The 26107-nt window shown below is 60.7% G+C and carries 24 protein-coding genes and 2 pseudogenes; 15 read left to right on the forward strand and 11 right to left on the reverse strand.

The features are described 5' to 3' along the window. Positions 1-199: 199 nt before the first annotated feature. Positions 200-767: pseudogene (locus NKH05_RS31520) on the forward strand (IS630 family transposase); the annotation flags it as partial. A gap of 154 nt (positions 768-921) precedes the next feature. On the opposite strand, the gene NKH05_RS31525 reads toward NKH05_RS31520, so the two are convergent. From NKH05_RS31525 to NKH05_RS31540, 3 genes are all read right to left on the reverse strand, one after another. Further along, the gene (locus NKH05_RS31525) at positions 922-2268 is read right to left on the reverse strand and encodes an HlyD family type I secretion periplasmic adaptor subunit (RefSeq protein WP_353026940.1); all 1347 of its coding nucleotides are present in this window, start codon (positions 2266-2268) and stop codon (positions 922-924) included. Positions 2269-2434: 166 nt separating this feature from the next. Further along, complete coding sequence (locus NKH05_RS33245; RefSeq protein WP_502913293.1) at positions 2435-2845, reverse strand: ATP-binding cassette domain-containing protein; 411 nt, start codon at positions 2843-2845, stop codon at positions 2435-2437. Between the two features lie 1573 nt (positions 2846-4418). Next, complete coding sequence (locus NKH05_RS31540) at positions 4419-6194, reverse strand: right-handed parallel beta-helix repeat-containing protein (protein ID WP_353026942.1); 1776 nt, start codon at positions 6192-6194, stop codon at positions 4419-4421. A gap of 326 nt (positions 6195-6520) precedes the next feature. Between NKH05_RS31540 and NKH05_RS31545 the strand changes: the two genes are divergently transcribed. From NKH05_RS31545 to NKH05_RS31565, 4 genes and pseudogenes are all read left to right on the forward strand, one after another. Further along, positions 6521-6874: a hypothetical protein gene (locus NKH05_RS31545; RefSeq protein ID WP_502913294.1), complete on the forward strand. Its 354-nt coding sequence runs from the start codon at positions 6521-6523 to the stop codon at positions 6872-6874. Between the two features lie 568 nt (positions 6875-7442). Next, positions 7443-8264 (forward strand): LuxR C-terminal-related transcriptional regulator, encoded by an 822-nt coding sequence (locus NKH05_RS31555; RefSeq protein ID WP_353026944.1) that lies wholly within the window; start codon positions 7443-7445, stop codon positions 8262-8264. Between the two features lie 90 nt (positions 8265-8354). Further along, positions 8355-8643, forward strand: a pseudogene (locus NKH05_RS31560) (PIG-L deacetylase family protein); the annotation flags it as partial. A gap of 203 nt (positions 8644-8846) precedes the next feature. After that, positions 8847-9143: a hypothetical protein gene (locus NKH05_RS31565; protein ID WP_023722200.1), complete on the forward strand. Its 297-nt coding sequence runs from the start codon at positions 8847-8849 to the stop codon at positions 9141-9143. A 927-nt stretch (positions 9144-10070) separates the two neighbouring features. On the opposite strand, the gene NKH05_RS31570 is transcribed toward NKH05_RS31565, so the two are convergent. The 7 genes from NKH05_RS31570 to NKH05_RS31600 all read right to left on the reverse strand — a co-directional run bounded on the left by NKH05_RS31570 (position 10071) and on the right by NKH05_RS31600 (position 16371). Next, positions 10071-10841 carry a response regulator transcription factor gene (locus NKH05_RS31570; protein WP_502913295.1) on the reverse strand — a complete coding sequence of 257 codons (771 nt, stop codon included), beginning with the start codon at positions 10839-10841 and terminating at the stop codon, positions 10071-10073. 954 nt (positions 10842-11795) lie between these two features. Continuing rightward, on the reverse strand, positions 11796-12500 hold the full coding sequence (locus NKH05_RS31575) for a Crp/Fnr family transcriptional regulator (protein ID WP_353026946.1): 705 nt from the start codon (positions 12498-12500) through the stop codon (positions 11796-11798). Positions 12501-13088: 588 nt separating this feature from the next. Then, positions 13089-13763 (reverse strand): protein-L-isoaspartate(D-aspartate) O-methyltransferase, encoded by a 675-nt coding sequence (locus tag NKH05_RS31580; protein ID WP_353026948.1) that lies wholly within the window; start codon positions 13761-13763, stop codon positions 13089-13091. A 192-nt stretch (positions 13764-13955) separates the two neighbouring features. Beyond that, on the reverse strand, positions 13956-15128 hold the full coding sequence (locus tag NKH05_RS31585; RefSeq protein WP_353026950.1) for a site-specific integrase: 1173 nt from the start codon (positions 15126-15128) through the stop codon (positions 13956-13958). Next, positions 15118-15534, reverse strand: coding sequence for a type II toxin-antitoxin system VapC family toxin (locus NKH05_RS31590; protein ID WP_353026952.1), 417 nt, complete (start codon positions 15532-15534; stop codon positions 15118-15120). The genes NKH05_RS31585 and NKH05_RS31590 overlap by 11 nt, the downstream gene beginning before the upstream one ends. Then, positions 15534-15776 (reverse strand): type II toxin-antitoxin system Phd/YefM family antitoxin, encoded by a 243-nt coding sequence (locus NKH05_RS31595; protein WP_031195006.1) that lies wholly within the window; start codon positions 15774-15776, stop codon positions 15534-15536. The genes NKH05_RS31590 and NKH05_RS31595 overlap by 1 nt, the downstream gene beginning before the upstream one ends. A gap of 253 nt (positions 15777-16029) precedes the next feature. Next, a complete protein-coding gene (locus NKH05_RS31600) occupies positions 16030-16371 on the reverse strand; it encodes a DUF982 domain-containing protein (RefSeq protein ID WP_353026954.1) in 342 nt (113 codons plus the stop codon). Between the two features lie 157 nt (positions 16372-16528). Between NKH05_RS31600 and ligD the strand changes: the two genes are divergently transcribed. After that, the gene (ligD, locus tag NKH05_RS31605; protein WP_353026956.1) at positions 16529-18307 is read left to right on the forward strand and encodes a DNA ligase D; all 1779 of its coding nucleotides are present in this window, start codon (positions 16529-16531) and stop codon (positions 18305-18307) included. Positions 18308-18941: 634 nt separating this feature from the next. Further along, positions 18942-19826 carry a hypothetical protein gene (locus tag NKH05_RS33250; protein WP_502913296.1) on the forward strand — a complete coding sequence of 295 codons (885 nt, stop codon included), beginning with the start codon at positions 18942-18944 and terminating at the stop codon, positions 19824-19826. Positions 19827-20583: 757 nt separating this feature from the next. Here the strand turns inward: NKH05_RS33250 and NKH05_RS31615 are convergent. Beyond that, positions 20584-21099, reverse strand: a complete 516-nt coding sequence (locus tag NKH05_RS31615; RefSeq protein WP_352592161.1) for a hypothetical protein — start codon at positions 21097-21099, stop codon at positions 20584-20586. A 22-nt stretch (positions 21100-21121) separates the two neighbouring features. Between NKH05_RS31615 and NKH05_RS31620 the strand changes: the two genes are divergently transcribed. The 8 genes from NKH05_RS31620 (at position 21122) to NKH05_RS31655 (ending at position 25073) form a co-directional block, all read left to right on the forward strand. After that, complete coding sequence (locus NKH05_RS31620; RefSeq protein ID WP_352592164.1) at positions 21122-21334, forward strand: hypothetical protein; 213 nt, start codon at positions 21122-21124, stop codon at positions 21332-21334. 131 nt (positions 21335-21465) lie between these two features. Further along, on the forward strand, positions 21466-21648 hold the full coding sequence (locus tag NKH05_RS31625) for a DUF3606 domain-containing protein (protein WP_031195005.1): 183 nt from the start codon (positions 21466-21468) through the stop codon (positions 21646-21648). Between the two features lie 123 nt (positions 21649-21771). Further along, complete coding sequence (xth, locus tag NKH05_RS31630) at positions 21772-22548, forward strand: exodeoxyribonuclease III (protein ID WP_353026960.1); 777 nt, start codon at positions 21772-21774, stop codon at positions 22546-22548. Positions 22549-22564: 16 nt separating this feature from the next. Further along, positions 22565-22795 (forward strand): hypothetical protein, encoded by a 231-nt coding sequence (locus NKH05_RS31635; RefSeq protein WP_023722182.1) that lies wholly within the window; start codon positions 22565-22567, stop codon positions 22793-22795. Next, positions 22792-23103, forward strand: coding sequence for a hypothetical protein (locus NKH05_RS31640; protein ID WP_352592171.1), 312 nt, complete (start codon positions 22792-22794; stop codon positions 23101-23103). Before NKH05_RS31635 ends, NKH05_RS31640 begins: the two co-directional genes overlap by 4 nt. After that, positions 23100-23723: a cysteine hydrolase family protein gene (locus tag NKH05_RS31645; protein WP_352592174.1), complete on the forward strand. Its 624-nt coding sequence runs from the start codon at positions 23100-23102 to the stop codon at positions 23721-23723. Before NKH05_RS31640 ends, NKH05_RS31645 begins: the two co-directional genes overlap by 4 nt. Before the next feature lie 20 nt (positions 23724-23743). Beyond that, positions 23744-24592, forward strand: coding sequence for an NAD(+) synthase (gene nadE, locus NKH05_RS31650; RefSeq protein WP_352548619.1), 849 nt, complete (start codon positions 23744-23746; stop codon positions 24590-24592). 271 nt (positions 24593-24863) lie between these two features. Next, positions 24864-25073 (forward strand): hypothetical protein, encoded by a 210-nt coding sequence (locus NKH05_RS31655; protein WP_084643038.1) that lies wholly within the window; start codon positions 24864-24866, stop codon positions 25071-25073. The last annotated feature ends 1034 nt before the right edge of the window (positions 25074-26107 follow it).

Here is a 26107-nt window from a genome sequence, read left to right on the forward strand (position 1 = left end):
CGCGAATGGTTCGAGGCCAAGACCCAGTTCGCCGTCGTCTTCGGCGAAAGGTTCGTCAGCCAATGACGAAACCGGCCTCGCGCACAGAATTCCCGACAGTTCCTCCAATCGCCGCCGACGAGGCGGACGATGGCATCGTCATTGGGGAAGATGCCGACGACCGGTCCTGCGCTTGATCTCGCCGTTGAGACGCTTGACAGCCCGCAGACGCCAGCGCTGGCGGTCGTGGCACGGCGGCCTCGATCCCAGACGGCTCGTCTTCATCGACGAGACCTGGATCAAGACCAACATGGCTCCGCTGCGCGGCTGGGGGCGAGGGGCAAGCGTCTGCGCGGCTTCTCTCCGCATGGCCACTGGCGCACCCTGACCTTCCTGGGTGCGCTGCGCTGCGACCAACTCACCGCCCCATGCGTTTTCGATGGCCCAATCAACGCCGAATGCTTCCGGGCCAATCTCGAACAGGAGTTGGCGCCACTCCTCAAGCCCGGCGACACCGTGATCATCGACAATCTCGGCAGCCACAAATCCGCGGCCGTCCGGAACATCATCAAGGCCGCGGGCGCCCGGCTCTGGTTCCTGCCGCCCTATTCTCCGGACCTCAACCCGATCGAACAGACCTTCGCCAAGATCAAACACTGGATGCGGCATGCCAGAAACGCACCGTCGAGGACACCTGGCGTCACGTCGGCGCCCTCGTCGCAACCATCGAACCGAACGAATGCGACAACTACTTCGCAAATGCTGGCTACGCTTCCGTCAAACCATGAAACGCTCTCTAGATCGGGTACGATTTAAAGACACATGCAAGAGCCCCATACCTGCGTCTCGGCGGGTATCGGTGCGGCAGTGCGGCCGAACTGCAGTCTGTCCCGATCTTATCAGAGGAAGGTCGAGCGCAGGGTGCCGGCGAGTGCCATGGGCTCAGTTCTCTCGCATGCCGAGGCGGAAGGCGTCGGTCAGCGGTTGAGTCAGGTAGGAAAGCACGGTCCTCTCGCCGGTAGCGACTATAACCTCCGCGGGCATGCCGGGCCTGAGCTTCGCGCGGACCTCTTTAGGAAACTGAGAGACTTGCACCGAAACTTTCAGCTCGTAGTAGGGTTCGCGCGTCACTTCGTCTTGGAGCGCGTCGGCAGCAACGGCCTGTACCTCTCCGATCGCGATCGGCGTTGAGCGGGCATTGAAGGAAGGCAGTCGGATCTCGGCAGGAAGGCCTTCGACTATATTGTTGATGTCGACCGGCGACATCTTCGCCGAGACTATCAAAGTGTCGTCATCGAGGACGATCTCCATCAAGGTCTCGCCGGGGCGAACAACGGCTCCTATCGTGTGGACCCTGAAACCTACGACGCGCCCGGAGCGCGGAGCGCGTATTTCGGTGCGGTCGAGCACGTCATCGGCCACGTGCAGCTTTTCGCCTGCGTCGGCGAGCTTGGCACTGGTGTCGGCAAGCTGTGCCGAGACCTCCTCGAAGGCCTTACGCCCGACTTGCTCAATCCGGAGTCGCGCCTCGCCAATCGAGTGGCGCTCACCCGCGGTGTCGGCAACGAGGGCCCCAAGATGACCTTGGAGGTCGGCCTTTTGCCGTTTGAGCGTGGTCAGCCGCGTAATCGGAATAATGTCTTTGTTGGCCAGGGGCACCAGCTTGTCGTACTCTTCCGTGATGCTCTCGATCTGCAAGCGGACTGCCTCCCTTTGGGATTGCACGGCCTCAATCTTCTGTTCGGACTGGGCGATGCGTTCTTCCAAGATGGAAACATCGTTCGTGCGGGCCGAGCGGCGCTTGTCGAACAGTCGCAGCTGGTCTTCCATCGCGCCCAGGGCCACAGGTGCGCTCGAAGCCCGCGTGAGTTCGCGCGGGAAGGTGACCATTTCGGCTTCGTCCAGTTCCGCCTGCAGCCGTGCCTTTTGGGCAAGCAGCGAGAAGACGGTGGACCTCGCGATTTCGCCCTGCGCCCGTGCCTCGGTAGGGTCGAGACGCACAAGCACCTGCCCCTCGGTCACATGCGCGTTGGACGAGACGAGAACATCACCCACGATGCCGCCCGCAAGGTGCTGAACTGCCTTGCGGTCGGTTTCGACCACAACTGTACCCGAAGCGACAACCGCGCTGTCGAGGCTGGCCAGAGAGGCCCATCCGCCGAGGATACCGAAGGTCAGCACGACGACGCCAAGGCCGATCCGCGCGGGCTTGTGCCAGTCGCCGGAGAGGTTTGCGTGAGATGGCTCGTGGGTTGTGCCGGCAAAACCCGGCTGTTCGGAAATCCGCACGGAGGGGGCTCGCGCCACTCGTCCTGCATGCAGGAGCGCCGATAGCCCCACTGTGCTTATACGAACTGAGGCAGCCGTCGAGCGGGCAGTCCGCAGGAGCTCGCGACCGCGCGCTATCGTTGGGGCAATTTTTGAGTTGTCAGGCGTCATCGTTGAACTCGGCTGGCTACGCATCGGCGCGTGGCCGCATGAGAGATGTCGCGGCTGCTGCCGGCGGTCCGGCGCGCCCGCCGTCCCAGACAGGCCGCCGCGGTGTCGACGCTACATTCGGGCCAACGAGCGATGGCAGCAACTGCTCCCGACGGCCCATCTGTGCTACCCGTCCGTCTTGCAGAATGATCATTCGATCCACCGCGGACAGGAGGTTCGGCCTGTGGGTCACGATTACAACGGTCTTTCCGTCTCTCCGCAGCCTTTCGATGGCCTGGACCAGTGCTCGATTGCCATCGCCGTCCAAATTGGCATCAGGCTCATCGAGCACGACAAAGCTCGGCTTGCCGAACAGGGCTCGCGCGAGACCGACCCGTTGCCGCTGCCCTCCCGACAGTCCGACTCCATCCTCCCCGATGTCGGTCATATATCCGTTGGGGAGGCGCTGGAATCATCTCGTGCGCAGAGGCGTGTGTTGCCGCCTCGATCACCTGCGCATCGGCCGCGTCCGCTCGGAAGCGCGCAATGTTGTCGCGCACGCAACCGGAGAACAGCTCGATATCCTGGAGCGCGGTGCCGAGTTGGTCCGGACCATAATGGCGCAGATCGTCGCCATCGCGTCGCACGCACCCTTGCGCCGGCGGCCATGCACCCACAAGCGAAGTCTTCAGCGTGAACGTCGCGCCCATGACGACCGGCGTGTTCGTGCCGGGGCGAGGACGAAATGGTTCTCGACGGAAACCGTACCCCTGACGTCAGGCAGACGCACGAGTCCGGCAATGGGCGGCTCTCCTGGAATATGCGCTCCAGGCGCGCATGGGCGCTGCGCGCGGACAGCGGATACCGGTGCACCATGACCGGATAGCGGCTCCATTCCCAGCCCCCGGCCGCTACCGTGCGGCCGTTCCCAAAGCGGCCTGACGGCGTGCTACGAACGGCTCCCGATGGCGCAAGATGTCGACGAGAGCCGAAGTACGATCGTACGATCGGGTAGGCTGGCGTGGAAAAGGCGGGGCTATGGGCTCTGGATGCCCGCGCATCTGCCTTACTGCTGGTTAGGAGAGGAAACAGCCGGCCAGGCGGTTAATTGGCCGACAGACGGGTGCTCCCGCACCGCAAGCGGACGCGTTTGACTGGAGAGAAGCAAGCACCGGTCTCCTGCGACTATAAAGCTTGCCGCAGCGCATATGCGGAATCGGCGGCTCCTCCAGTGACGATAGAGCTGTTCCCGACCCGCTACGCAGATCTGGGCCTTTAGCGATCCGACCGGATCGTAATGCCCGCCTGAATAACTCGGAATTGCACGAACTTGTCTCAGTGCCGAGGCGTTCGCTCCTTCAAGGATCAGAGTATCCGTTCGACGAGAAGCCATGTAGCGCAATCGCGACGCCGGCGACCCAGGCGCCGGCAATGACGCAGTCGCACGTCATAGCCCTCGGGCAGCTCCAGGATGAAATCGTGAACGCCGGCGAGCGATGCCCGCTTCATGGCATAGCCGGATCGGCGAGCGCGATGTTCTCGCGAATGGACCGGTTGAAGAGCACGTTCTCTTGCAAGACGACGCCGATCTCACGTCGAAGCCAGGTTGGGGTCGACCACCGGCACATCGATGCCACAGCAGCATCACAGGCCAGCTCGCTTCGACACAGCATAGGCCTGCGCCGCAAGGCTTAGGAAAGACGTCGCTCGATGACCGAAAGAGCCAGTTCCTCTCGACGCCACGGCGTCAGACGGGCATTCTTGTGGATGTTCATTTAGTACCCTCCGGTGAGAGCAAGCTTGGTGAGTCCAGTCTCCTCGGTTCGGTCCGCATGGACAACTACGGAAAACTCACGGGTCGAGTCCGTTCCATCCCGATGACATCGGGATGGAACTCCATTGAGCGTGATCTTCTCCGAAAACCGGACTCCCGCCTTTGGTAAGCTGACTTCGGTTCGGGATCATGGCTTTGAGGTGCTGTTTATCCAGTCCTTATCTGGCCACGGCAGCCCCGCGTTCCTTCAGGTCACATAAAATGAGGCTGCGGCGAGCGAGAGATGTGGGGAAAGGGTGGCGAACTGGGTTTGAGATGCGCCGCCGGCTCCGTCGCTGTCGAAAGAGAGCGCCCCGGTTGCACTGTCGTAGATGATATGATCGGAACTGTCATGCGCGGCTGTACCAACAAAGAAAGCTTTGGATGGAAGCCCTCCCGGCTGAAGCCCGGTAAAAACGGTATCGCTGAGATGGAACGTGTCCTGGGAGCGTTTGAAGTCGATGATCTTATCGACATTGCCGGCTCCAAGAGCAGTATTGAACGAGAAGGCATCGTGGCCTCCGTAACCGGTCAAGACGTCGGGGCCGAGCCCGCCATTGATGACATTGTTGCCGGCATTGCCCTGGACGGTCTGGGCGAACTCGTTGCCGGTGAGGGAAATCGCCTTCGTGCTGGACGGGTTGTTGGTGGCCAGATGCTCGATCTCCGAGCTGGCCGAAAGCGCATAGCTCACCGAGGCGATCACACTGTCGTTGCCGCCGCCCACTGCCTCAACGACCTTCTCGTTGGCATTGTCGACATAGTAGGTGTCGTTGCCGCCATAGCCGATCATGGTGTGGCCGCTGGTTCCGTGGAGTATATCGGCGCCGCTGGTGCCGTACAACGTGCCATCGCTGGTGCTGCCGGAAGGAGCGACAGTCCCGGTCCCAGACCCGGTCTCCGTCGTGCTAGTGGTTGGGGGAGTGACGCTCGCGTCCGTGACAGTGTCGGTCGAGCTATCCGCTGCGTAGTCCCAGGTGAACTGGTTATCGACGTGTGCCACTGGGGTGGCCGTGGGATCCTCGTGCACGTCGGCCACGACCGCCTTTGACGCGTCCCAAATGATGTTGTTGGGATTGCCAGGGTTGGTGTAGGTCGAGTTTAGGATGCTGACCCCACCGGAGCTTACATTCCAGATCAGTCCATTCGACGAGGGAACCCCGCGGCCTTGATCCTCATCGATACCGTCGAACGACCTCGTGTGATCGAAGGTCACATCGCTCGCGTAGGAAGAGAACGCGCCATTGCCCTGATGGATGGCGTCAACGTGATCCACCCTCCCGCCGGTCGATCCGTTCTCGAACATGACGGCCACGCCGGTCTGAGAGTTGTTACCGTCGATCACCCCATTTGAGATCGTCGTATTCGGGCTGCCGTATACCGAGACGATGTCCTCAGGATGCGAACTGCCGGCGTCGTTGACGGCATAGAAGTCGGTTAGCGAACTATTGCCCGAGTTGTTGAACTGGACGAACTGACCGCGCGGCATTGGGCCATGGAAGTCGTAGCCATCGACGTGTGAAAGACTCGCGCCGGGCGAGTTCACGAGATAGATGCCAGTCGAGCCTTCCCGCACCGTCGTGTTATGAACGGTCAGGTTCGAAGCGTTTTCTGCCTTGATGTTGTTGATGTCTGGGCTCGTCTCGGGGTCGATTCCCGCCGGGGGGGCGGCGTTGATGATCTCGGTGTTCTCGATCCTGACACCGTTTGCGCCCGATACCATCACCCCGTCGCCCTCGACGTGATGAATAAGACAATTGCGCAGGATGACATTGTCGTGCGTAATCGTGACCGCGTCCCCGTTGGTGACGTAGATGTCAAGATTTTCAATCACCTGGCCGTCGTACTCCGATTGGATCGGTGTGGTGGTATAGGTAAGACCCTGCGCCGGCTGCGTGGTTGCCGTCGATGCGGAAGCGGTGGAAATGGGAGCCTCGGTCGTCACTCGGCGGCCTCCGTCGTCGCGCGTGAGTTGTTCAACCATTCCGAGTGTGTCAACAGTATTTCCTTGTTGTAATTCATCGATCTCATGTGTTTCTCCAGTTAGATTTAATCATCATAAGTATCTCTCAGGACGCTCATCGACAATCTATCGTCCTAACGAAATTCTGCCAATACAACCAGAAATTCCATCTGGAGATATAATGTTAACCTTCATGACCATAATACGGCGTGGATAAGGCTATACTGAGACTCTCCCGGGCGATTGGCGCTGCGTTCAAGCTTGTGCCTACGTCGAATTGCAAACGTCGTCTAGTATCTCGGATCACGCGTGAACTTACCCCCGAGGAGCAGGAGGCAAGGTCATGCATGCTCGTCGGCCAACACAGCATGAGCGTTACCGACGCGGTCAGGCACGGCTCGAATCAGGTGATCTACGAGGGCTATCCTGAATTCGGCTACAATTACCGCCTGACCGACCTGCACGCTGCCATCGGCGTGAGCAACTGCAACGGCTTCCCGCATTCGTCACGCGGCGGGGGCAGCTTGCAGCGCAATATGGTGAGAGCGCCTTCGCGACATCGCCGAACACTGGAAACGCCTGCCGAGCCTTGCTGGACTCGCAGCAACTGGCAAAGCTACTGTGTGAAACTCCCCTACTGGTTCGACCTGCGGGGCCGTCTGCCCCCGGAAGGGAAGGGCGCGGGCCTTTCCCTATTGTGATACCGAGGCGATGCGGGAGCACCTCGCCGAGATCAGCCGGAGCGTCGACGACGGCGCGCATGCGGTGCTCATCTTGATCAGGCCGGATGGCATGTGACGCCGAAACTCAAGGTGCCGGACAACATCACCCTGACGCTCCTGCCGCCGCGTTCCCCCGGCGCCGTGGTTCTGCGCCCTGCTACGTGGATGACCTGATGCACAGCTTGACGCGTCAGATGAATTAAGGCGCGAATCGATCAAGCCGTCAATCTTGGCAATCATATCGAGGTAACCATAGCGGACGGGCCGTCCCATGTTTTCCTTTCATCGGCCCGCCGGAAACCAAGCCCCGGTAATCCTCGCGGCCGCGCAATCCTTTGCCACGATGGGCTGAGTCGGTGAAACCACGAGCTCGGGTTCTTGACCAAAAAGCCCCAGGCTGAAGATCCGGGATACGCCTCGATGATGCTGCCCTACGCCTAAAGAGGGTATTTTGGTGTACGGTTTTCCTGGCGTAAAGTAAAAAAGAAACTGTGCGGTTGGAGCGCCTAATCGACGGGTGTATCCCAATCACGCCGGGTGAGAAGCGATGATGACAAGGCAATCTTTCATAACCGTGCTTGTCGGACCGAGCGAGTTACTTCGAGAAGGTCTAAGTCGAATCCTGAATGAAGAAGATTTTTGTATTCTTTTCTCTTCGGCTTCTGTTAACGATCTTTTGCAGAAGCCGCTGCCGCGTCACCGGTCGATCTTGCTAATCATAGATATCGGCGGTGCTGATGCGGAAGCTGAATTCGCGCAAATTGTTGAGTTTAAGGCGATTTACCCAGCCAGCCATGTCGTTGCGCTAGCTAATCACTGTCGCACGGCCGACATAGTCTCAGCTTTTCGTGCGGGGGCTGACGGGTATCTGACAAAGATCGCTGCTTACGATACCTTCATCAAAGCTCTCGAATTGGTTATGCTTGGGCAAACGGTGTTACCTGCGGAAACTTCGACGTTTATTCAAGATATAAGGCATGGTCTAAAACATGACGTGGTAGCTGACGAGTTAGCAAAGGTGGTTGTTAAAGTGGAGCATGAGGATCAAGAACTATCAATTTTGTCAAATCGGGAAAACTGCATTCTACGTCGCCTAATCGAAGGGGAGTCTAACAAAGCTATCGCGCGCGAAATTAACATTGCCGAAGCTACAGTGAAGGTACACGTCAAGGCCATCCTTCGAAAGATTCGGGTCCGCAACCGTACACAGGCTGCAGTTTGGGCGATGAACCATGGCATGCTTACTCCAGCGTCCGGCAATGGCCCGTCGGGGACCGAAAGGACGGCAACTCAGCCTTCTCACCATCCGCAAGAGCTACTTGAAGCACAAAAGGAGTATCACCTTCTCATGACCATTCATCCGGTGTGACCGCCACCCCGTCTTGACGTATCGTCCTTCGGGCTGGTGATACCTGCATTGTGCTGCCGCACGCGACGTGGTGTTAACCCGGCCAGGTTCGACGTCCATCAGGACCACCGGGAGTGCAACCAACTGACCTGGAACGTCTTCCGCGATCATCTGGTGCTCGAATACGATCCCGAAATGGGACGGCGACCTTTGCCAGCCCAATGCCTTACGTGCCGCTCGCGGCCGACGTGCTGGAACGCAAGATCGAGTTCCTCAACAAGCACTTCGGAACGCAGCGCTCCAAGGACTGGTTCGACCGCGAGACACTCGCTGGGCTTGCGAGGTTGCGTGACATGGAATGCCAGGCACCGAGCATTTCGCCGAGGCTTTCACGGTCCGAAGCAGTTTCACACATTCTCTCGCAAAAAACTCACCGGGAGACCATCGAAAAATCGAGCGGGACTTGAACTCACCGGGCGATGTGCTAACTAATTCCTCTACAGCGGTTCGGCACAAAGACATCTACAAGGAAAGACAGTACAGAACTAGCCTTTCGAGCCGACCGTTTTTACTATCCATTTTGAAGTTGAGGGATTCATCAAAGTGGGCAAAGAAAACATTGCTCCTGGATTTTCGTTCAAGAAAGCCCGGATCGGAACGGTCGAGGGTGGAGAATCCGGCGTTCTGGTGTGGAAATGGGACCAACTCGTCGCGGTCCTTACTCAGATCGACGAGGAAGCCTACTCCACGAAGGGCAAATGGTTCCTCGAGACAGGGTTCGGGCTGCTGAGCGGGCAGCACAAGAATTTCGATACGATCGAAGAAGCCATAAGATGGGTGGCCAGACACACTTTCCCCGACACTGCAGATGGATCGGCGGATTCAGTGGCAGGAAGTTAACCCGATTTGCTGTCAGCTTCCGACCTGGCGGAAGTGCATTTCAAGCCGTCGACCGCGAGGCCAGTCTCCTGTCGGCGCGAACTTTTTGGCTTTGCGTGCCGATGCAGGTCCCAGCGAAGCCTTTCGGCCCGGTGTCTGATGCATACCCTCACCGGCGGGACCTACACCCGTTTGTCAGACGGCCGTCATCTTATTGGTCCGCAACCGAAGTGAGGTCGTGCCCATCACCGCCAGTGCACCGTCGGCGCTCTATCGTCTTCATGACAGCCGCCTCGTCGCGGGTGTAGCCACGACGAGAGACGGCATGGGCACTCCACGCCTGAATGTCTTGCAGGGAACAGGGGACGGTATGTCTGCGCCGGCTTGCCGGTGGGGACGAGCGTGGAGAGCTTCTGCGGCATCTCGTATTCGACGTACTGTTGCACCCCAACGGGCTCGAGGAAGCCCGGCGCGAGGACGGGATACTGGTCCTCGCCTTTCGCCGACGTGTGGCTGCCGCCCGGGATCAGTTCACGGCCGCGTTCGTGCAGGGACGGATTTGCGAAAACGAAGGCTTTGCTCAGACATGCGGACCTCCATTCCGGCAGCAAGGTCTACATGCTCGGCTGAGGATTTACGCGTTCTCTATAAGGTCTCGGTTAGCCCTTGTGGTGGAAGCCCGAGGAGGCGGACCACTGCCTGTGACACCGCGCCCTTGGAACAGCTTTCCAGAGGACTGCAGAACAAGATCATCGTAACGAAGCCGCGCGTTTCGGAGCACCCCGCCAAATCCCCCTACAGCATACTATCAGGAGGCTCGGGGCAACCAACCGCATCGGGGCAGGGGCCGCTGTGTCTCGGGCGGCTCCCGGATGCCATTCACTGCAACGGAGATCCCCCGACTTTCACAAACACGGGCCCGCCAGGATTCACCGGAGGCGGGCAGTCTTATTGCTTGGGATACGCTTCAGCAAGAGTTCCTTCCGCGAAGAGATCGTTGACCTTGTAGGCGACTTCCGTGCGATTGGTCGCCTTCAACTTCTTCATGATATTTCGGATGTGGACCTTCACGGTGCTTTCGCGCAGGTTCAGTTCGTAAGCGATGATCTTGTTCGCCTTTCCGCGCCGGAGCGCTTGGGCGACCTCGGCCTGCCTGAGCGTGAACATGCCTTTCAAAGGCTGCGTGTCGCGGCTGTCTGAACCTATCAGGTGGCGCATGCAAAGGACACTGCTCGCCGGGACGAAGATGCCTCCCGCTGCCGCAAGGTTGATAGCCTCGACACAGACATCGATTCCGACCGAGGTCGGAATGTAGCCGCGTGCGCCGCATTCGAGAGCGGTCAGTATGTGTGCAAGATCTTCGGTGTCGGCCAGGATAACCACCGGGACCGATTTGAATTCGGACGATATATGCTTAATCTCATCTGCGATGCCATGATCGGTGACCTTCCGGCCGCCAAGGTTGAAGAGAATGGCTGCAAGGGGAGGGGCCGAGCCCTTCTTCACGCGCCATTGATCGATCGAACCCATGGCGGCGATTTCCATGCCGAGTTCGTGGTCCGCGAGGGCCGATGCGAGACACTCGCGGTCCAGGGCCCTTCCGTCCAGGATAAGGAGGCATCCCCTGCCTGCTTGGCCGTGGACGCTTTCCGCTCCGCTGGACGGGACTCCTGACCGATTGGCCGAAGTGTAATGGTGCTGTCCTGCTGTGGAACCCATATCAATCCCCGATCTTTCGCACACAAGCCGCTTTGCGGCTGCCAAAACGGCCCATTCTCTCGCAATCTGAAAGTTTGAATACCCAGCCCCATGTTTGAATGCCCTTGTGTATCAATACCTGTGTATCAATACCCAGCCTCGTGAAGCGTGAGGCCCACCCCAGCTCGGGAGTCTTCAGCAGTTCTTCGCTCCTAGCGAGAACAGCTTGTGCAGCGTATCCTCTATTTATAAGCGTTCTCTAACATAAGTTAATTTTTGGTAGATTCCTCGTCGACGGTCTCGCCTGAGAGGGCACGTGTCGAGACTGCGTCACCCTGCCTTGAAGGTCCCGCGAGTTCGATCGTGACGCGCGGGAACGGCGAGATTCAATCTCTTTGGCCATGCGCCAACCGTTGAAATGATTTCCGACCGCTCAAGGAATGCCAAGCAGTGGGATACGTCTACGGAGGCTGATTAACTGGGTTGGCGATGATGACACTCTCAGGAATGGGACCGCTTAGCCGACCCCAGCCCCAGCAGCCATTCGAGGGGGGATCGGTAGTTCATCGCGATTGTAGACGAGAATTCTTGAAGGTGGATATTGGCATGATCAGGACGCAGCTCGAGGCATCGGTGCCCCAGCGGAGGTCCGAGAACACCCGTCGGTATCTGCCGTAGTGTATGGGCAGCTTGCACGTAGTTCGGCAGCACGGTCTCCTCATGTGACAGGCCATGGTTGCCGTCGGTCATAATCGGGCCTTTGCGGCTGCCATCGTCAAGATATACTGCGACCCCGCCAGGTAAGCCGCGCACTACCAGTCGCCCGGAAACATCGTCTGGAACTGCTCCAGCGACGGCGGGCTGTCGTCTTCCAACAGAAATTTGCTGATGGGCGCTGCCGCCCAGCACCGCGCCGCAGGGGCGACGCGAACGACCCGCTAGAGACAGTTGCACCCGAGCTAGAGGGAATAACCTTTACCTGAGGTACTCGCTGTCAAATCCGGCTGTTTTGACCAGCTTCTTGCGGTTGATCACCTCTACATGCCCTGCCTTAAAAGCGACGAGATCAGCCTTGCGTAGTTCCCTCAACGTTCGGTTGAGGTGAACGGTGGTCATTCCGAGGATGTCGGCCAATTCATGCTGGGTAAGGGGACAATCATATCCTCCATCGGCCGACAGGCCAACGATCGAGAGCCTCTCCTCCAACTCGAGCAGGAAATGGGCGGTGCGGCTCATCGCGTTCCGCCGCCCGGCATTCATGAGATGTTCGGCAAGGATGGCGTTCAGTCGGGCCAGGGAGCAGGCGATCTTCTTCCCGAGGCTGCCTTCCGACAAAATGGCCTCTATCAGTTCCTTGCTGGAAATTTCATAAACAGCAAGTTCGGTTATGGACGCGAGGGACGCTAAACAGGGTCCGTCCACGGAACGGAAACCGACAATGTCCCCCCGCAGAGGAGTGTCGATGATCAGCCGTTCTCCGTCCAGTAGTCCGCGATAAAGGAGGGCCCAACCCGATTTTACGATGAATATCCCATCGTTGTGGTCATCCTGGCGGCATATCACGGAATGGGGTTTGTAAATTTTTGCGGTAACACCGAGAAAATCGTTGTTCCCCCAATCGTTGTTCGACAATGTCCCCCCCACGGGATACGAGCGTATGAACTGCAACAGTGTCTGCATGTTGCTTCAATTTCCGCACAACCTACAATAATTTCTCCCGCACGAGTTTGACAGAAGGACCACCCACGGTAGAGGCAGCATGGCCTACTGTCCTCGTCTGTTCGAATGAGGTAGACTGCGTTTAGATCAAGGGGTTGCAAGCATCAGGCGGTCAAGTCTTCCGGCTTCGGCGAGACGATCTACGCCAAGCAGAAGTGTGGTGAGATCATTGCTCAGCAGCAGCTAGCCTGCACGAAGCAAGGGCGGAGCCTATCCAGACTCGCATCTTTACGAGCACTTCGGGCTCGTACGTCTGACCCGACTTGGACGTGGCGTGTCGTGGCTGAAGGCGTGAGTACTTGTCCGAGAGCCGGATGCGGGAGATCTGCAGGTCCGGTTCGATGAGCGGGGTGTGGAAACGGAGCCAAGGTTGAATCAATAAAGGCAGGACAAGACGAAGGGGCGGCAAACAGATATGTTCAACCTACCGCCATTGCGCCACACCTCGACTCTACCGTTTCTTCGCGTTCACCAAGGGCGAAGAAACGCGGAAGGCTGGCATCTGATTGACGGTCGGAAACGCGCGGTCGCGCCAGTTGTCGCACCTCATTAGACCGTTTCGAGCCGGCTGAACCGAACCGGGATGAGTTTGCGAGTCTTCAGTTGCCCTGCCGAATCCTTGTCGATGACCGTCAGCAACTGCACATCTTCAGGTCCCACAGGCAGAACCAGGCGTCCCCCCGGCTTGAGCTGCTCAATCAAGGCCGGCGGTGTCCGCTCAGCCGCCACCGTGACCAGGACCTTGTCGAATGGGGCGTGCTCAGGCCAGCCGCGAGACCCGTCTCCGACACGAATGCCGACATTGGAGAAGCCGAGACCCTGCAGGAGAGCCTCGGCATGGCTTGCGAATTCCTCGATGATTTCGACGCTCCAAACTTGCCCGGCAAGGTCCGCGAGGATTGCGGTTTGGTAGCCTAGGCCGGTGCCGATCTCGAGCACTACCTCGTGCGGTTGCGGCGCGAGGAGATCGGTCATGAGAGCGACGATGAAAGGCTGCGAGACGGTTTTGTCGAAGCCGATCGGCAGCGGCATGTCCTGGTAGGCATAAGGTGCAACCGAGGCTGGCACGAAGAGATGCCGCGGCACTCGCCGCATCGCTGCCATCACCTGCTCATCGAGCGCCGCCTTGCCGAGTTCTTCGCTTGCAAGGTCGGTATGGATTGCAATCATCTCGACCATGTGCCTGCGTAGGACCGCGAGGTGCTCTTCGTTCATTGGCTTCATGACGGTGGGGCTTCCCTCAACCAGCTTGCTGCCAGAGAGCCTTATATCCTGTTCGTCACGGTAGCGCCCGCGATCATTTCCATTACGGGTGCCCAGGGCAAGCGTGGGTGACAGTCACAGTCTTGGCAGGCTATCGCCGGCGGCGACTCTTGAGATTCTGGGCGCGCCGCAAGGGTCGGATCGATCTGCGACTCAGACGATTATCCGCGCCGCCCGCCCGAGCGTGCGTTCCGCGTCATTGTAGTAGTTCGAGGCCTGCTGCACAGAGCGATGCTGCGACTGCTGCATGGCTTCGGGCAACGGAATGCCGCGGCGTGCGGTTTCGGTGAGATAGCCGGAGCGCAGGCCGTGGGCGGAGAAGGCTTGCGGATCGAACCCGGCCTCGGCGATGCGGCGCTTCAGGATCAGATTGACGGCCTGCGGCGTCAGGGCGCGCGCTTCGAGATTGCCCCAGCGGTCGATGCTGCGAAACACGGCGCCTTCAGTGACGCCGGCGCGCTCGAGCCACGCTCGCAGCACCGTCACCGGCCGGCCGACGAGCAGCACGAAAGCGTCGCCATCGGCCTGTGTCGTCTTGGTCCGGTCGAGCCGGATTTTTAGGCAGGGAATTTTTTGCCCCTCTGAATCCTTGGGATCCGCGGGCACCGGCTCTTCTTCGATGAGCTGTTCGACGCGGAGGTCAGAAACCTCGCTGCGGCGGCGACCGCCCGAGGCGAAGGCGGTGATGAGCAGCGCGCGATCGCGCATGTCGACGAGGCGGTCGCCGGCGCAGGCCTTCAGGAGGGCGGTCAAAATGTCAGCGGTCACCGCTTTCTTGCTCTTGCGGTTCCGCGGCCGGGCGCCGGCGCGCACCGCCAGTCTGATGGCGCTCTGCAGCCCCGGCGCGTTGAAGTTTCCGACAAGTCCGCGCCATCTGGTCAAGGTGGACCAGCTCGACAGGCGCCGGCGCACGGTGGACGGCGCATGCGGTCTTTTTGTCACCCGTAACAGGCCCTGGGCTACCAGCGACGCCGCTATGTCAGCCGGCATGCCATGGGTCGGATCACTCTCGCGCCGGGAAGAATCCCACAGGTGGTGGGCGACGAATTTGATCAAAAGCGTTTCCGGCGCCGGCCAGGGCAGCGGAGAACCGGTGGCGGCAAAAGACCATGCCTCGAGATAGCCAAGGTCGGAGGCCAGCGCGCGGAGAGAGTTTGCGCCGATGCCTTCTTTGGCCAGGTGGCGCAGCATTGCGACATCGTCGTCGGTCAGGATTTCGGCCAAAAGATCGCGCCGGTCGAAGGGCAGCACCGAATCCAATGCGTCGAGCGCCTCGGCGCGTCGAACACCATTGCCAGGTGGCCGAGCGACGAGGTCAGTTGCCATTGGCGAGCGGTCCGAAAATGCGGACTCCCTTGCCGCCCGCGGCAACGGCGAGCTTGCGATCGAGGGTCGCCAGCGGCAACTCGGTTTCGATGGCCAGCGCAAGGTAGGCGGCGTCATAGGCACTGAGACCGTGCGCGGCCGCTAGCGCCAGCACCGCGCCGTCCGACCCGCCGCCGGCGTCCTCCAGCGGCAATCGGCGCAGCCGTGCCATGGCGGTGGCCGCTTCGCCTGCGGCGATGCGGCTACGCCGCTCGGCCATCAGCACGACACTGCGCGCCTCGTGCCAGAACAGCGACGGCACGGGCGATCGCCCCGTCAGGCCGGCAACCAGGGTCTCGGCGACCGCGCTGTGCTCCTCCGGCAGCAGCCAGGCCGCGGCTATGGACGCGTCCAGGACGAGACGCATCAGTAACGGTGGCCTTCATGCTTCCAGGCCAGAATTTCCTCGGTGGTGACAGGTTTTGCGTGGGCCCGCGCGGCGCGGACCTCTTCGATCAAGGCGCCCAGATCCTGGTTTTGGGGAAGGCGGGACAGCTTGGCAATGGGATCGTTGCCGCGCGAAATGATCACCTCCTCACCGGCCTCGACCTTAGCGAGCAGTTCCGAAAGGTGGGTTTTGGCCTCGCCAATTTTCACCGTGATGGTCATTGTTTTGTCCTCGTAGGAGCTTGCTGTGCTGTAGCGCGCTATGCGACTCGCGTCGCGCTGAGCCCAGCCATGCACGACAAACACGGTTCTGCACCACGATAGCGCCGATTCCGCAGATTGGTCAAGCCTTGGTCTGATCGCTATCGATAAGAGGTAATTATCGATAGTGAGAAGGCCCGAGAAAATCCCCTGCAAGTCAGCTTAAATGCCGGATAGCTTGACTATCGTTGAAGGCGCAGCGGTAGTCGGCAAGTCAATGGTCCTCGCTTGCCAGTTCTACGACCGCCGCCTCGCTGCAGAGCCGACGATGCTCTTTGTTAGGTTCGTGCCCGACCAAGAGTAGGGCTTTCGGTCGCAGATGCACTAGGTTTCCCTCTTCCTTGGCCGCTTCGAGAAACGCCCTGCGGACCACTTCGGGTTTCACCTGATCGATCATGGCATCCATGCAGAGCTGCACTGCGCTGTGCCACTTGGGGCCACGCTTGGTCCACTGCAACAGTTGCTCGGCGGCTCCCTCGACGTTGTTGCACTGATAAGCAATGCCAGGACGGGTGGTCCTTACGGAGACCGGCGGAGAGAACCAATGGAGCGACATTCGTACATAAGCGACGGCTTAACTAAGAGTTCCCTCAACCACGCCCGGTTGGAGCGAGGATCGGGTAAACCGGCTCGGGGCCTTACTCCTCCGGCCAGCCCTGTTGCGGAACCTATTCACTGGCCGCAAGGTTTGGGTGGAAGGTCAGGAGTGTGCCATGAGTTCCAAAGCTGGGGATGGCCAGCTCTCTTTCATTGAGTTCCAGTCGCCCACGCTGGTCGAGAATGCGCCCGAGGGCGGCGAATGGCTTCACGAGATCAAATACGACGGCTACCGCACCGAGCTGATCATTGAGGGCGGTAAAGCGCGGGCCTTCACGCGTCGTGGCTACGACTGGTCGCATCGATACCGACGAATTGTTCAAACAGCGGCGGGTCTGCCGGTGAAGGCGGCGATCATCGACGGGGAGGCTGTCGTTCTCGGCGACAGCGGCCTGCCGGATTACCAAGCCTTGGAACGGGAGTTGGGCAATCCAGACTCGGCGAGGCTCATCTTCTACGCGTTCGACCTGCTGCACCTCAACGGGCGCGATCTACGACAGCAGCCGCTGGTGAGGCGCAAGGCAGCCCTAGAGAAGCTGCTTAAGAACTCAGCGCCGACACTGACCTATGCCGAGCATCTGGAGGTGAGCGGCACGGACGTGTTTGAACATGCCTGCCGAATGGGCTTGGAGGGGATTGTCTCCAAGCGCACCGATGCCACGTACCGCTCGGGCGTCCAGACCAGTTGGCTCAAGGTGAAGTGCATCAAGAGCGACACCTTCCCCATTGTCGCTTTCGTGGAAAAGCTCGGCGCTCACCCGCGCCGTATCGCATCGCTTTACATAGGCCGCCGCGAGGGCGACCGACTGCTCTATGCCGGCAAGGCTCGCAGCGGCTACACCTTGAGCGCTGCGCGACTGGTTCGAGAGCGGCTTGACCCGCTGATCATCAACAAATCACCTCTGTCAGAGCCGATCGTGAAACCGAAGGCGACATGGGTCAGACCGGACGTGCTGGCCGAGGTGCAATTCAGTGGCGTAACAGATCGCGGCGTGCTGCGTGAAGCCGTGTTCAAGGGTCTGCGAGAAGACCTCGTGGCGATCCCGGCCAAGCCTCCTGCGCCATCAAAGCGACGTGGGCCAGCCCGGGAATATGGCGTTCCCAGCGAGAACATCCTGCAACTGCTGCCCGAGGCGGTCTCGCCGTCCAAAGAAGAGCTTGCGCGCTATTGGCAGAGGGTTGCCGATCACGCACTCGTCCATCTCGGCCACCGACCGCTGAAGCTGGTCCGCCATGCTCTCGGCGCAACCTTTTACCACAAGGGCGCGCTGCCGAAGATCCCGCCAGCAGTGCATCAGTTGCGCGTTCAGAAGCGCGAGGGTGGCGAAGGTGTGCGCGTGTGGGTGGACGACCTTGCCGGCCTGCTAGGGCTGGTCGAGATGGATGCTGTAGAGCTGCATCCTTGGAATGCCACCGTTGATGACATCGAGCATGCCGACCGCATCGTTCTGGACCTCGACCCGGGTGAGGGGGTCGAGTGGGATGAGGTCATCCGGACCGCGCTAGCGCTCCGCGACATCATGGGAGCAGAAGGCCTAGAGAGCTGGCCGAAGGTGACGGGCGGCAAGGGAATTCACCTGATGGCCCCACTTGCGACGAAGATCCCGCACGACAATGCCCGGCTCCTTGCCCGGTCGTTCGCCAAGCGCCTCGCTGAAGCTCATCCTGATCGCTATCTGCTCTCCGCCGCACCGGCAGCCCGAAAGGGCCGCATCTTCATTGATTACCTCCGCAATGGGCGCGGCAACACGGCGGTCGGCGCCTTCTCCCCACGAGCGCGACCTGGCTTCCCAATCGCTCATCCCGTGACCTGGAGCCAGGTTGAGGCAGCCATCCGTCCAGATGCCTTCACCATTGACCGTCCGTTCAGGGCGGCCGTCAGAAAGGCAGCGTGAGGATCAAGGGCAGGAAACGAAATTCCCGGCAGGGATTTTTGTCAGCAGTCGGCGAAGACGCCTAGCCGAACAATGGATCACTCAACTATTTGCCGCAGAGGTCGAGCTCTATCCAGGCGAGCGCATGATCACTCGGCTTTTGCCAACCTCGCAAATCAGCGTCCACGCCGGCATCACGTAACCTGTTCGAAAGTGATGGGCTCACGAGGAGATGATCCATCCGGAGGCCGGAACTCCGATCATAACCGCCCCGGTAGGAGAAGTTCCAATACGTGTAGATGCCTTTCTGTGGAGGGATGCGGCGGACGGCATCAATCCAGCCGTTACCCAGCATTTCGGCGTAGGCTTGCCGGCTCTCCGGAAAGGTGACTGCGTCCGCCTAGCCAACGTCTCGGCACCACGGTTGCCACGAACGAGCTTTTATCGGCCGCACGGCCGCAAGCCGCTCTCCCATCTGGTTTAGACATTGGTCATCCTCTCGGCTCTCCCTAACCGCCGAGCGTGGGAAAAGATTCACTTCGCCGGTCTCGAGCATCGGGGATCACTTCAGGCGCCATATTCCGCGGAGTCCGTCAGGCTGGTGAACTTTTAGGGCCGGCGCTGCGTTCCGTGCAGCGAACTCGGTTGATGCACAATGACGGAATCCAACGCTCGTCCCGCGCCGCAGAAAAAGGATGCACGTGGTGCCGAGGCCCGCTTTTCGTTCGATCGAATGGCGATCGAGCGGTTTCAGCAAACCTTTCCGCGTGCCAGATGGAGCGACGAGCGCAGCAGCTGGTTCGTACCCGGCAAGACGGCGGCCCGGCGGATCGACCGCTGGCTGGCGCAAGAGGCAGCGCTACGGGCGCCCCATGACGATAGCAAGGGACGCGATGCCTTCGCCTTCGACCCAATATCGAGCCAGTATCTGGAGGTCGCGGACGACCTCCGCATTCGCACCTCCTATTCGAGGACCGTGCTTGAAGAATTGCGCGCTGTTCCGTGGGCGAGTTGGGACGATGAGTTGCGGGCTTGGAGAGTTCCGTTCCGCTCATATGAAGAGCTACGGCGCCGATGGCCAAGCATCGAAAAAGCTGCGCAGCATGCCGAACCGGAGGAGAGGAAACGGCGACGAGCAGCCGCCAGGAACACCGAAGCATATAAAGCCGCACAAAAGCGGGCTGCTGAACGCCGGCGCCATCGCTATCCGCTGCCAGCTCAAGATCTACCTACTCTGGGCCGCGCTGTCGCAACCGAGCAGTACGGGATTGTCGTCTTCACTGAAATTTCCGGTGAACTGGTTGAGCTATCCGACGTAGCCGCCTTCTACCCCCGCGCAATGCCTGCGAACGGCGACTTCGTTTGGGGCAGGTGGCGTTCGGCTACGCTGGCCGAACTTGTGAGCACATGGCCCGCTCGGCTATCCGCCGGGCCGACCGAACGCTTCAGAGGCTGGTGGAGGCCAACGCTCGCCGAACTTAGAGTTGCCCGTCGAAAAGCCCGCGGCAGTGAGCGTAGTAGGCGAAGTCGCGATCGGTAGATGCGGCGCTCACATCCGGCGTTAAGGCGGCCGCAACACACGGATTCTTCGGTCGGGCGGAGCTTGGGCAGGTCTACTGCTGACTGATGGCGACCGCCTTGGGTCCAGCCTGTGTGGAAACGCATTGATTTGGTAAAGTGATTCCCAGATCAGAGAGGGGAGTCGGGTATCGCTTGGAAGTTAACCGCAAGGATTGTCATATCGCTCCTTAGCAGCGTGGAGAAAATGTTCGTCGCTGGATACCGCCCTTACAAGGCGGAAAAGGGCACCGCGGCGGAAATGACAATCCCGCCGAGCGCGAGGCGCGGCGGGCGGTCACGCGTCGCGCCAGGCTGGGCGGGGGCTTGGGGTACGCCTGGTGGAGCCCTGTTCCATGCCGGCGAAGCCGACTGACAGCGCGCGTGGTCAGGTGCCGGCCGCTGAAGGCGGCTCGAGCGTCGACGATGCGGAGACCCACACCCGTCCTTGAGGCCATGCAGCGTGCCAGTCTTAGCGACCCCCGGCCGGGCGTGCCGATCGGCGAGCTGATCGCCCGCCTGCCAGCCCGTCTCCGCGCCATGACACCTCCGAAAACAGGATCCTAACCGTCCTACAATATCCTCGGGGGTGTGGGGGCAGACAGCCAGGCAGACAGCCCCCACGGGGTAGCTCACCGCCCCAGCCGGCGCAGGAGCCGCCAGCTGAAGTAGAGCAGGGCCCACAGCACGGCCGAGGCCAGCCAGCTAACTGGTGAGCGTGACGGTCAGGCCGGCGAGCGTCAGCGCCGAGGCGCCGAGCACGGCGAGGAGGCCCCGGAACCCCTGCCGAACCGCGCCGACAGGCGCGTGAACCGGCCCATGTCCGCCGCGGATGTCCACAGCTTCAGAACATCCGCCGTGGCGCGGTAGCCTTGCGCCTTGGCGACGATGCCGAGGAGGTCGGCGGCGGCTGTGCGCAGGGTGGCCAACGGGGCAGGGCGCAGCACGCCCGTAAGCGTGGCGCAGGCGGCGGCGAGATCGCCGGCCCTGGCGAGAGTCACCGTGGCGCGCAGCGCCTCGCCATCGACGGCGTCGCCGGCGAGCCGCACCAATTCGCCGCGCAGCGGCTTCGACAGCCGGCCGCCCTTGCTGGCGGCCTTGAGAACCGTGGCCCCGACGCGTGCCGGCGTGGTGGCGCCGAGGATGGTCACCGTGACGACCGCGATGGTGAGCCCGACGGCGGCGAGGCCGAGGATGACCGGGTCATAGGCGGCGCCGTCGAGATAGGCGCAGCCTTCGTGGATCAGGTCGCGCACGTCGCCGATGCCGGATGCATCGGTGACCAGGGCGCCAGCCAGGCCAGCGGGGATTGTCGCGTCGCCGGTGGCGGCGCCGCGCCAGGTATCCCTGGCGACCCGGCCGAGGTCGGTGGCCTGCGCCGCACGACGCGGTCGCTCAGGCTGGCGGGCAGGGGGTGTGCAGCTGGTCGGCCAAGTCGTGCAGGCTGGCGGCGAGCTCGGGGGCGTCGTCGGTGAGCGCCTGGTCGACTGAGGGCCTCGAATACATGGGCTGATTCAACAAACCCGGCCTGGATTCGGTTCCATGGCCCGCGCGTCGAAGGATTGAACCGGAAGAGTCCGGCTGCGTTGTTGGGACTGGAACGGCAATCCTCGGAGGAAGAAATGGCAAGCACTGGAACAACACGTGGACGCAATCAGGACCGTGCCAGGGTCGCTGGTGGGCAGGATCATGAAATGAAGTACGAGGCGGGCAAAACCGGCGCCAGCAAAGCTGACGTCAAATCGGCGGTGAAGTCGCTCGGCAACAGTCGCAAGAAGGTCGAAGACGAGCTGGGCAAGAAGTGAACCTCGGCCGCACAGGATGCCGGCGAAGTTGGCGATACCAAGAGCTGGGGGTTCAGCGCAACGGGATAGGCCACGCCCCCCTGCGCGCCGGTCGCCGCCAGTATCTCATGAGGGGGCATGCACATGACCCGCATCGCCACCTTCAATGTGAACGGCGTCAACGGCCGGCTGCCTGTGCTCCTGAAGTGGTTGGGCGAAACCGACTACGACATCATTTGCCTGCAGGAATTGAAGACGTCGGACGACAAGTTCCCTGTCGATGCGATCAGAGAGGCGGGTTACGGCGCCATCTGGCACGGCCAGAAATCCTATAACGGTGTGGCAATCCTCGCTCGCCGAATCGAGCCGGTGGAACGTCGACGCGGCCTACCGGGCGATCCAGACGATACCCACAGCCGCTATATCGAGGCCGAGGTAGATGGGATAGTCGTAGGCTGCCTCTACCTGCCCAATGGCAATCCAGCGCCTGGCCCAAAGTTCGACTACAAGCTGCGCTGGTTCGATCGTCTCATCAGCTACGGCCAGCATTTGCTCGACGACGGGGCACCAAGCGTTCTCTGCGGCGACTATAATGTCGTTCCAACCCCAATCGACGCCGTGGTGCCGAGGCGATGGCTGGGCGATGCGGTCTATTTCCCGGAGAGCCGGCAGGCCTATGCCAAAATGCTCAGAGGTGGCTGGATCGATGCCGTCCGGCGCATCCATCCGGAGAAGGGCATCTACACCTTGTGGAATTTCTCCTACCGGGGCGGCTTCGATCGGAGTTCCGGCCTGCGCATGGACCATCTCCTGGTGAGCCCCTCTCTTTCCGACCGGCTGCGTAATGCCGGCGTGGATGTCGAGCTTCGCGGGTGGGAGAAGCCAAGCGACCATGCGCCGGCCTGGATCGAGCTCAATTGAACCACGAGGAACACGGATGGTCGAACCGGATTATCCCGAAATGAACGAGTCAATCGACAATATCTCTCTCTACGCGGCCGGCGGCTACAGCTTTGCGGTTGAGACGCCCCAAGAAGGCCGGACGCAGAACGCCCACGATGCTGAGACCAGGATGTTGCGAGCCAAGAAACTGCTCACTTTGGGTTTCGCGTTGCCTTTTTCGTTCGGCTTCTCGGTTCGACGCAAGCTGACGAAGGTGATCCAATGAAAAATGTCGCTGCTTACGGATCCCAATCTTCCGATGGGCTCACTGCTGCGGTGCCGCGTCCTCGGAGGAATCGCGGCGGATGTGTCGAGCGGGGAACCGCCAAACGCAACAACCGCCTGGCGGCACCGCTCCTGCTGCACCAGGAGCATCCACCATATGAGTTCGCCTACATGCCACTGAACAAGCTCAAGAATATCGAGGACTACTTCGTCGGCTGCCAAGTCGCCGAAGGCAAGGAAGCGAAGATCGTGGGTCATCAGGACAAGTCCGAGGCGCAGAGCATTGTCAGGGAGGCGGTCGGGCCTTGACGAAATTGGACCGAGCCCTGCGGTTTGGACCGCTTCGTGAGCGCTGGGTTCACCTCTGCGTCGACATGCAACGGATGTTTGCCGAGGCGACTGAATGGCACACGCCGTGGATGGAGCGTGTATTGCCCAATGTCGTCGCCCTCGTCGAACTTGATCCGGCGCGGACGATCTTCACCCGGTTTATTCCCCCTCAATCTCCCGACGACGCAGTCGGCGCCTGGCGGCGGTACTATCACAAGTGGGGGACGATGACCCGCGATCGGCTCGATCCTCAGCTGATTGATCTTGTTCCGGAACTGGCGCGGTTCGTGCCGCCCGCTTTGCTGGAGGACAAACCCGTCATGTCCGCTTGGCACGGGTCACTGCATGCTCGCCTGCGGTCTGCGGGCATTGATTCACTCATCGTGTCAGGCGCGGAGACGGAGGTTTGCGTGCTCGCCACTGTGATGGGGGCGATCGATCTCGGCTACCGGGTGGTCATCGTGGCTGATGCGGTATGTTCCGGAGCTGACTCGACCCACGATGCCATGCTCGCGATCTATGAGAGCCGCTACGGCATGCAGGTCGAGACGGTGACCACCGCCGACCTCCTGGCCGCGCGGCTGGACGGAATGTTGTGACATCAGGAGCACCACTGCGCATGACGGAACAGGAAATGATCATCGACGGGTTGGGCGTCACTCCGAGTTTCGATGTCGCGCTGGAAGCGCGCCGGCGCGTGGACTTTCTCGTCACCTATCTTCGTGCATCGGGCCTCAGTGCGTATGTGCTGGGGATCAGCGGCGGAGTGGATTCACTCGCCGCGGCCCTTCTGGCTCAACGGGCCGTCGAGGAACTGCGAAAGGCGGGATACGAGGCAAGATTCGTGGCGGTTCGTCTCCCGTACGGCACTCAGGCGGACGAGAAGGACGCCCAGCGAGCTTTGGACACCATAGGAGCGGATGAAGTGCACCGGGTCGACATCAAGCCGGCTGCCGACGCGATGCTGGATTCGATCAAGCTGGCCAGTGTCGAGCTCGGCGATGCCGGCCGCGAGGATTTCTTGCTTGGCAACATTAAGGCGCGTCAGCGCATGATCGCCCAGTTCGCGCTCGCCGGCGCCACCCGAGGGCTGGTCATCGGCACCGACCATGCGGCTGAGGCATTGATGGGCTTCTTCACCAAGTTCGGCGATGGTGCCGCCGACATTCTTCCGCTTTCCGGGTTGAACAAGCGCAGGGTTCGCGCTTTGGCAGCGCATCTGGGCGCTCCGTGTGAACTTGTTGACAAGATCCCGACCGCCGATCTGGAGAACCTCGTTCCGCTTCGGCCGGACGAAGATGCATATGGTGTCTCGTACGATCAGATCGACGACTTCCTCGAAGGCCGAGAGATCGACGAAGCGGCGCGCACGCGCATACTTCATGTGCATTCCAGCACAGCGCATAAGCGAGCGCTTCCGGTCACAGCCATTGCCATGACTAATTCGCCATTGCCGCATCGCCAATAACTGCCTCACGATACACGGCCGACGTGCTCGCCGCAGCCACCGCGAAGCCGAGCCAGAGCCATTCCACGCGAGAATGGTAGGGCCTGCGCGAGGCTCAAGACGTCCCCCTTCGCCCGCGCCCAAACTGCCCGACGGCTAGCCGGCATCATCGAAAACAATGAGATGTAGGCGCGACTGCAGAGTGCATTATTTAATCGATTGACTCGCGGAATGCACCGGCAGTTAATTTCCCCGGTAGGGCAAAAGAGGGGCCACGAACTGGGAGCAAACGATGACTGTGCAAAAAGAAGAGGACTATCGAACCAACAGAGCCGACTATGCCATTGCTGCGACGCATAGCCGAGCGACCGCTGAAGGCGATCGCCACGATTTACTGGCAAGAAGAAAGTCGCTGTGGGTAAAAGATCGGCGATCTGCAAAATTGGCTGCAAACCCGTCGGAAAGCTCGCCAGAGCCGAAGGCCAAACCGCGCGGTTATTGAATCAACGCCAGTCACTTCGTCCTGCTATCGTCAAGCGCGCCCCTGCGGGGGGCGGCGCTTTGTAGTGCATAGCGGCCGAAATGGAAATCGGCGGATCGGGTCTCATTACGATCGTGCTGCGCGAGTGGCTGGAAACTAACGCCTAGCTGCCAAGGCGGGAGATCGACGAAAACGGATGGGGACGCGTAGACGCGTCTTCCGCGATCGCGGAATTACCTGAAACGCCAAGCTCGCTACTATTCACGTGGCGGACCCCAACCCGCCAGGCCGGCGCCGCCAAGCGTTCTTACCCCACGCCCCCAGAGGCGCCGGCCGCCTTCAGAAGGAAGGCAGCCGAGTTTGCGGGTTTCTGACACTGCATCGCCGGTCATGTCAGCAGCGTGTACTCTCATTCAGAAGAGGAAGCTTACGGCAAGTGCCACCACTCTCCGCGATTGGCTCACAGCATCCTGACACTTGCGGGTTCGGTCAGATCAGGCATGGCGCTTGAAGGGTCCGGCAACCTGTTGGCGTCTGGTCCAATCAACCAATGCGAGCCATAAGGCCGTTGGCGACCGCGACCTATAGCGTGCTCACTGGCGATGTGTTCTGTGGATGGCTCCCGTTGAAAGAGGCAATTCGTTGTTCTGGCGCATTGGTTGGGTGCCTGTTCATGCAGCCATTTGAAGCTGCTGGCCCTGATGGGGTCGGCGACGCTGCTGCTAGCCGCAACGTGCACACCGCGATCCATGACGCGCTTCGCCTATGCGCGATACTTTGTAGCGAAGCACAGGTTTGTCGAAAGGAGCGAAGTCCTTTTGCCATTTCAAGAAGCGGGAATTGCCGGAAATGCGAGTGGGCGTATAGCTACGATGCTGACCATGCCTCACCCCCTTGAAAGCCCGGGAGAGGGCCGGCAGCGGGTGGTCGCCTTTAAGGTGGCCTAAGTGTTGGAACTGTCGGGAATTCTGTGCGCGAGGCCGGTTTCGTCATTGGCTGACGAACCTTTCGCCGAAGACGACGGCGAACTGGGTCTTGGCCTCGAACCATTCGCG

It is taken from the genome of Mesorhizobium sp. M1399, assembly GCF_040317735.1.
Taxonomy (GTDB): Bacteria; Pseudomonadota; Alphaproteobacteria; order Rhizobiales; family Rhizobiaceae; genus Mesorhizobium.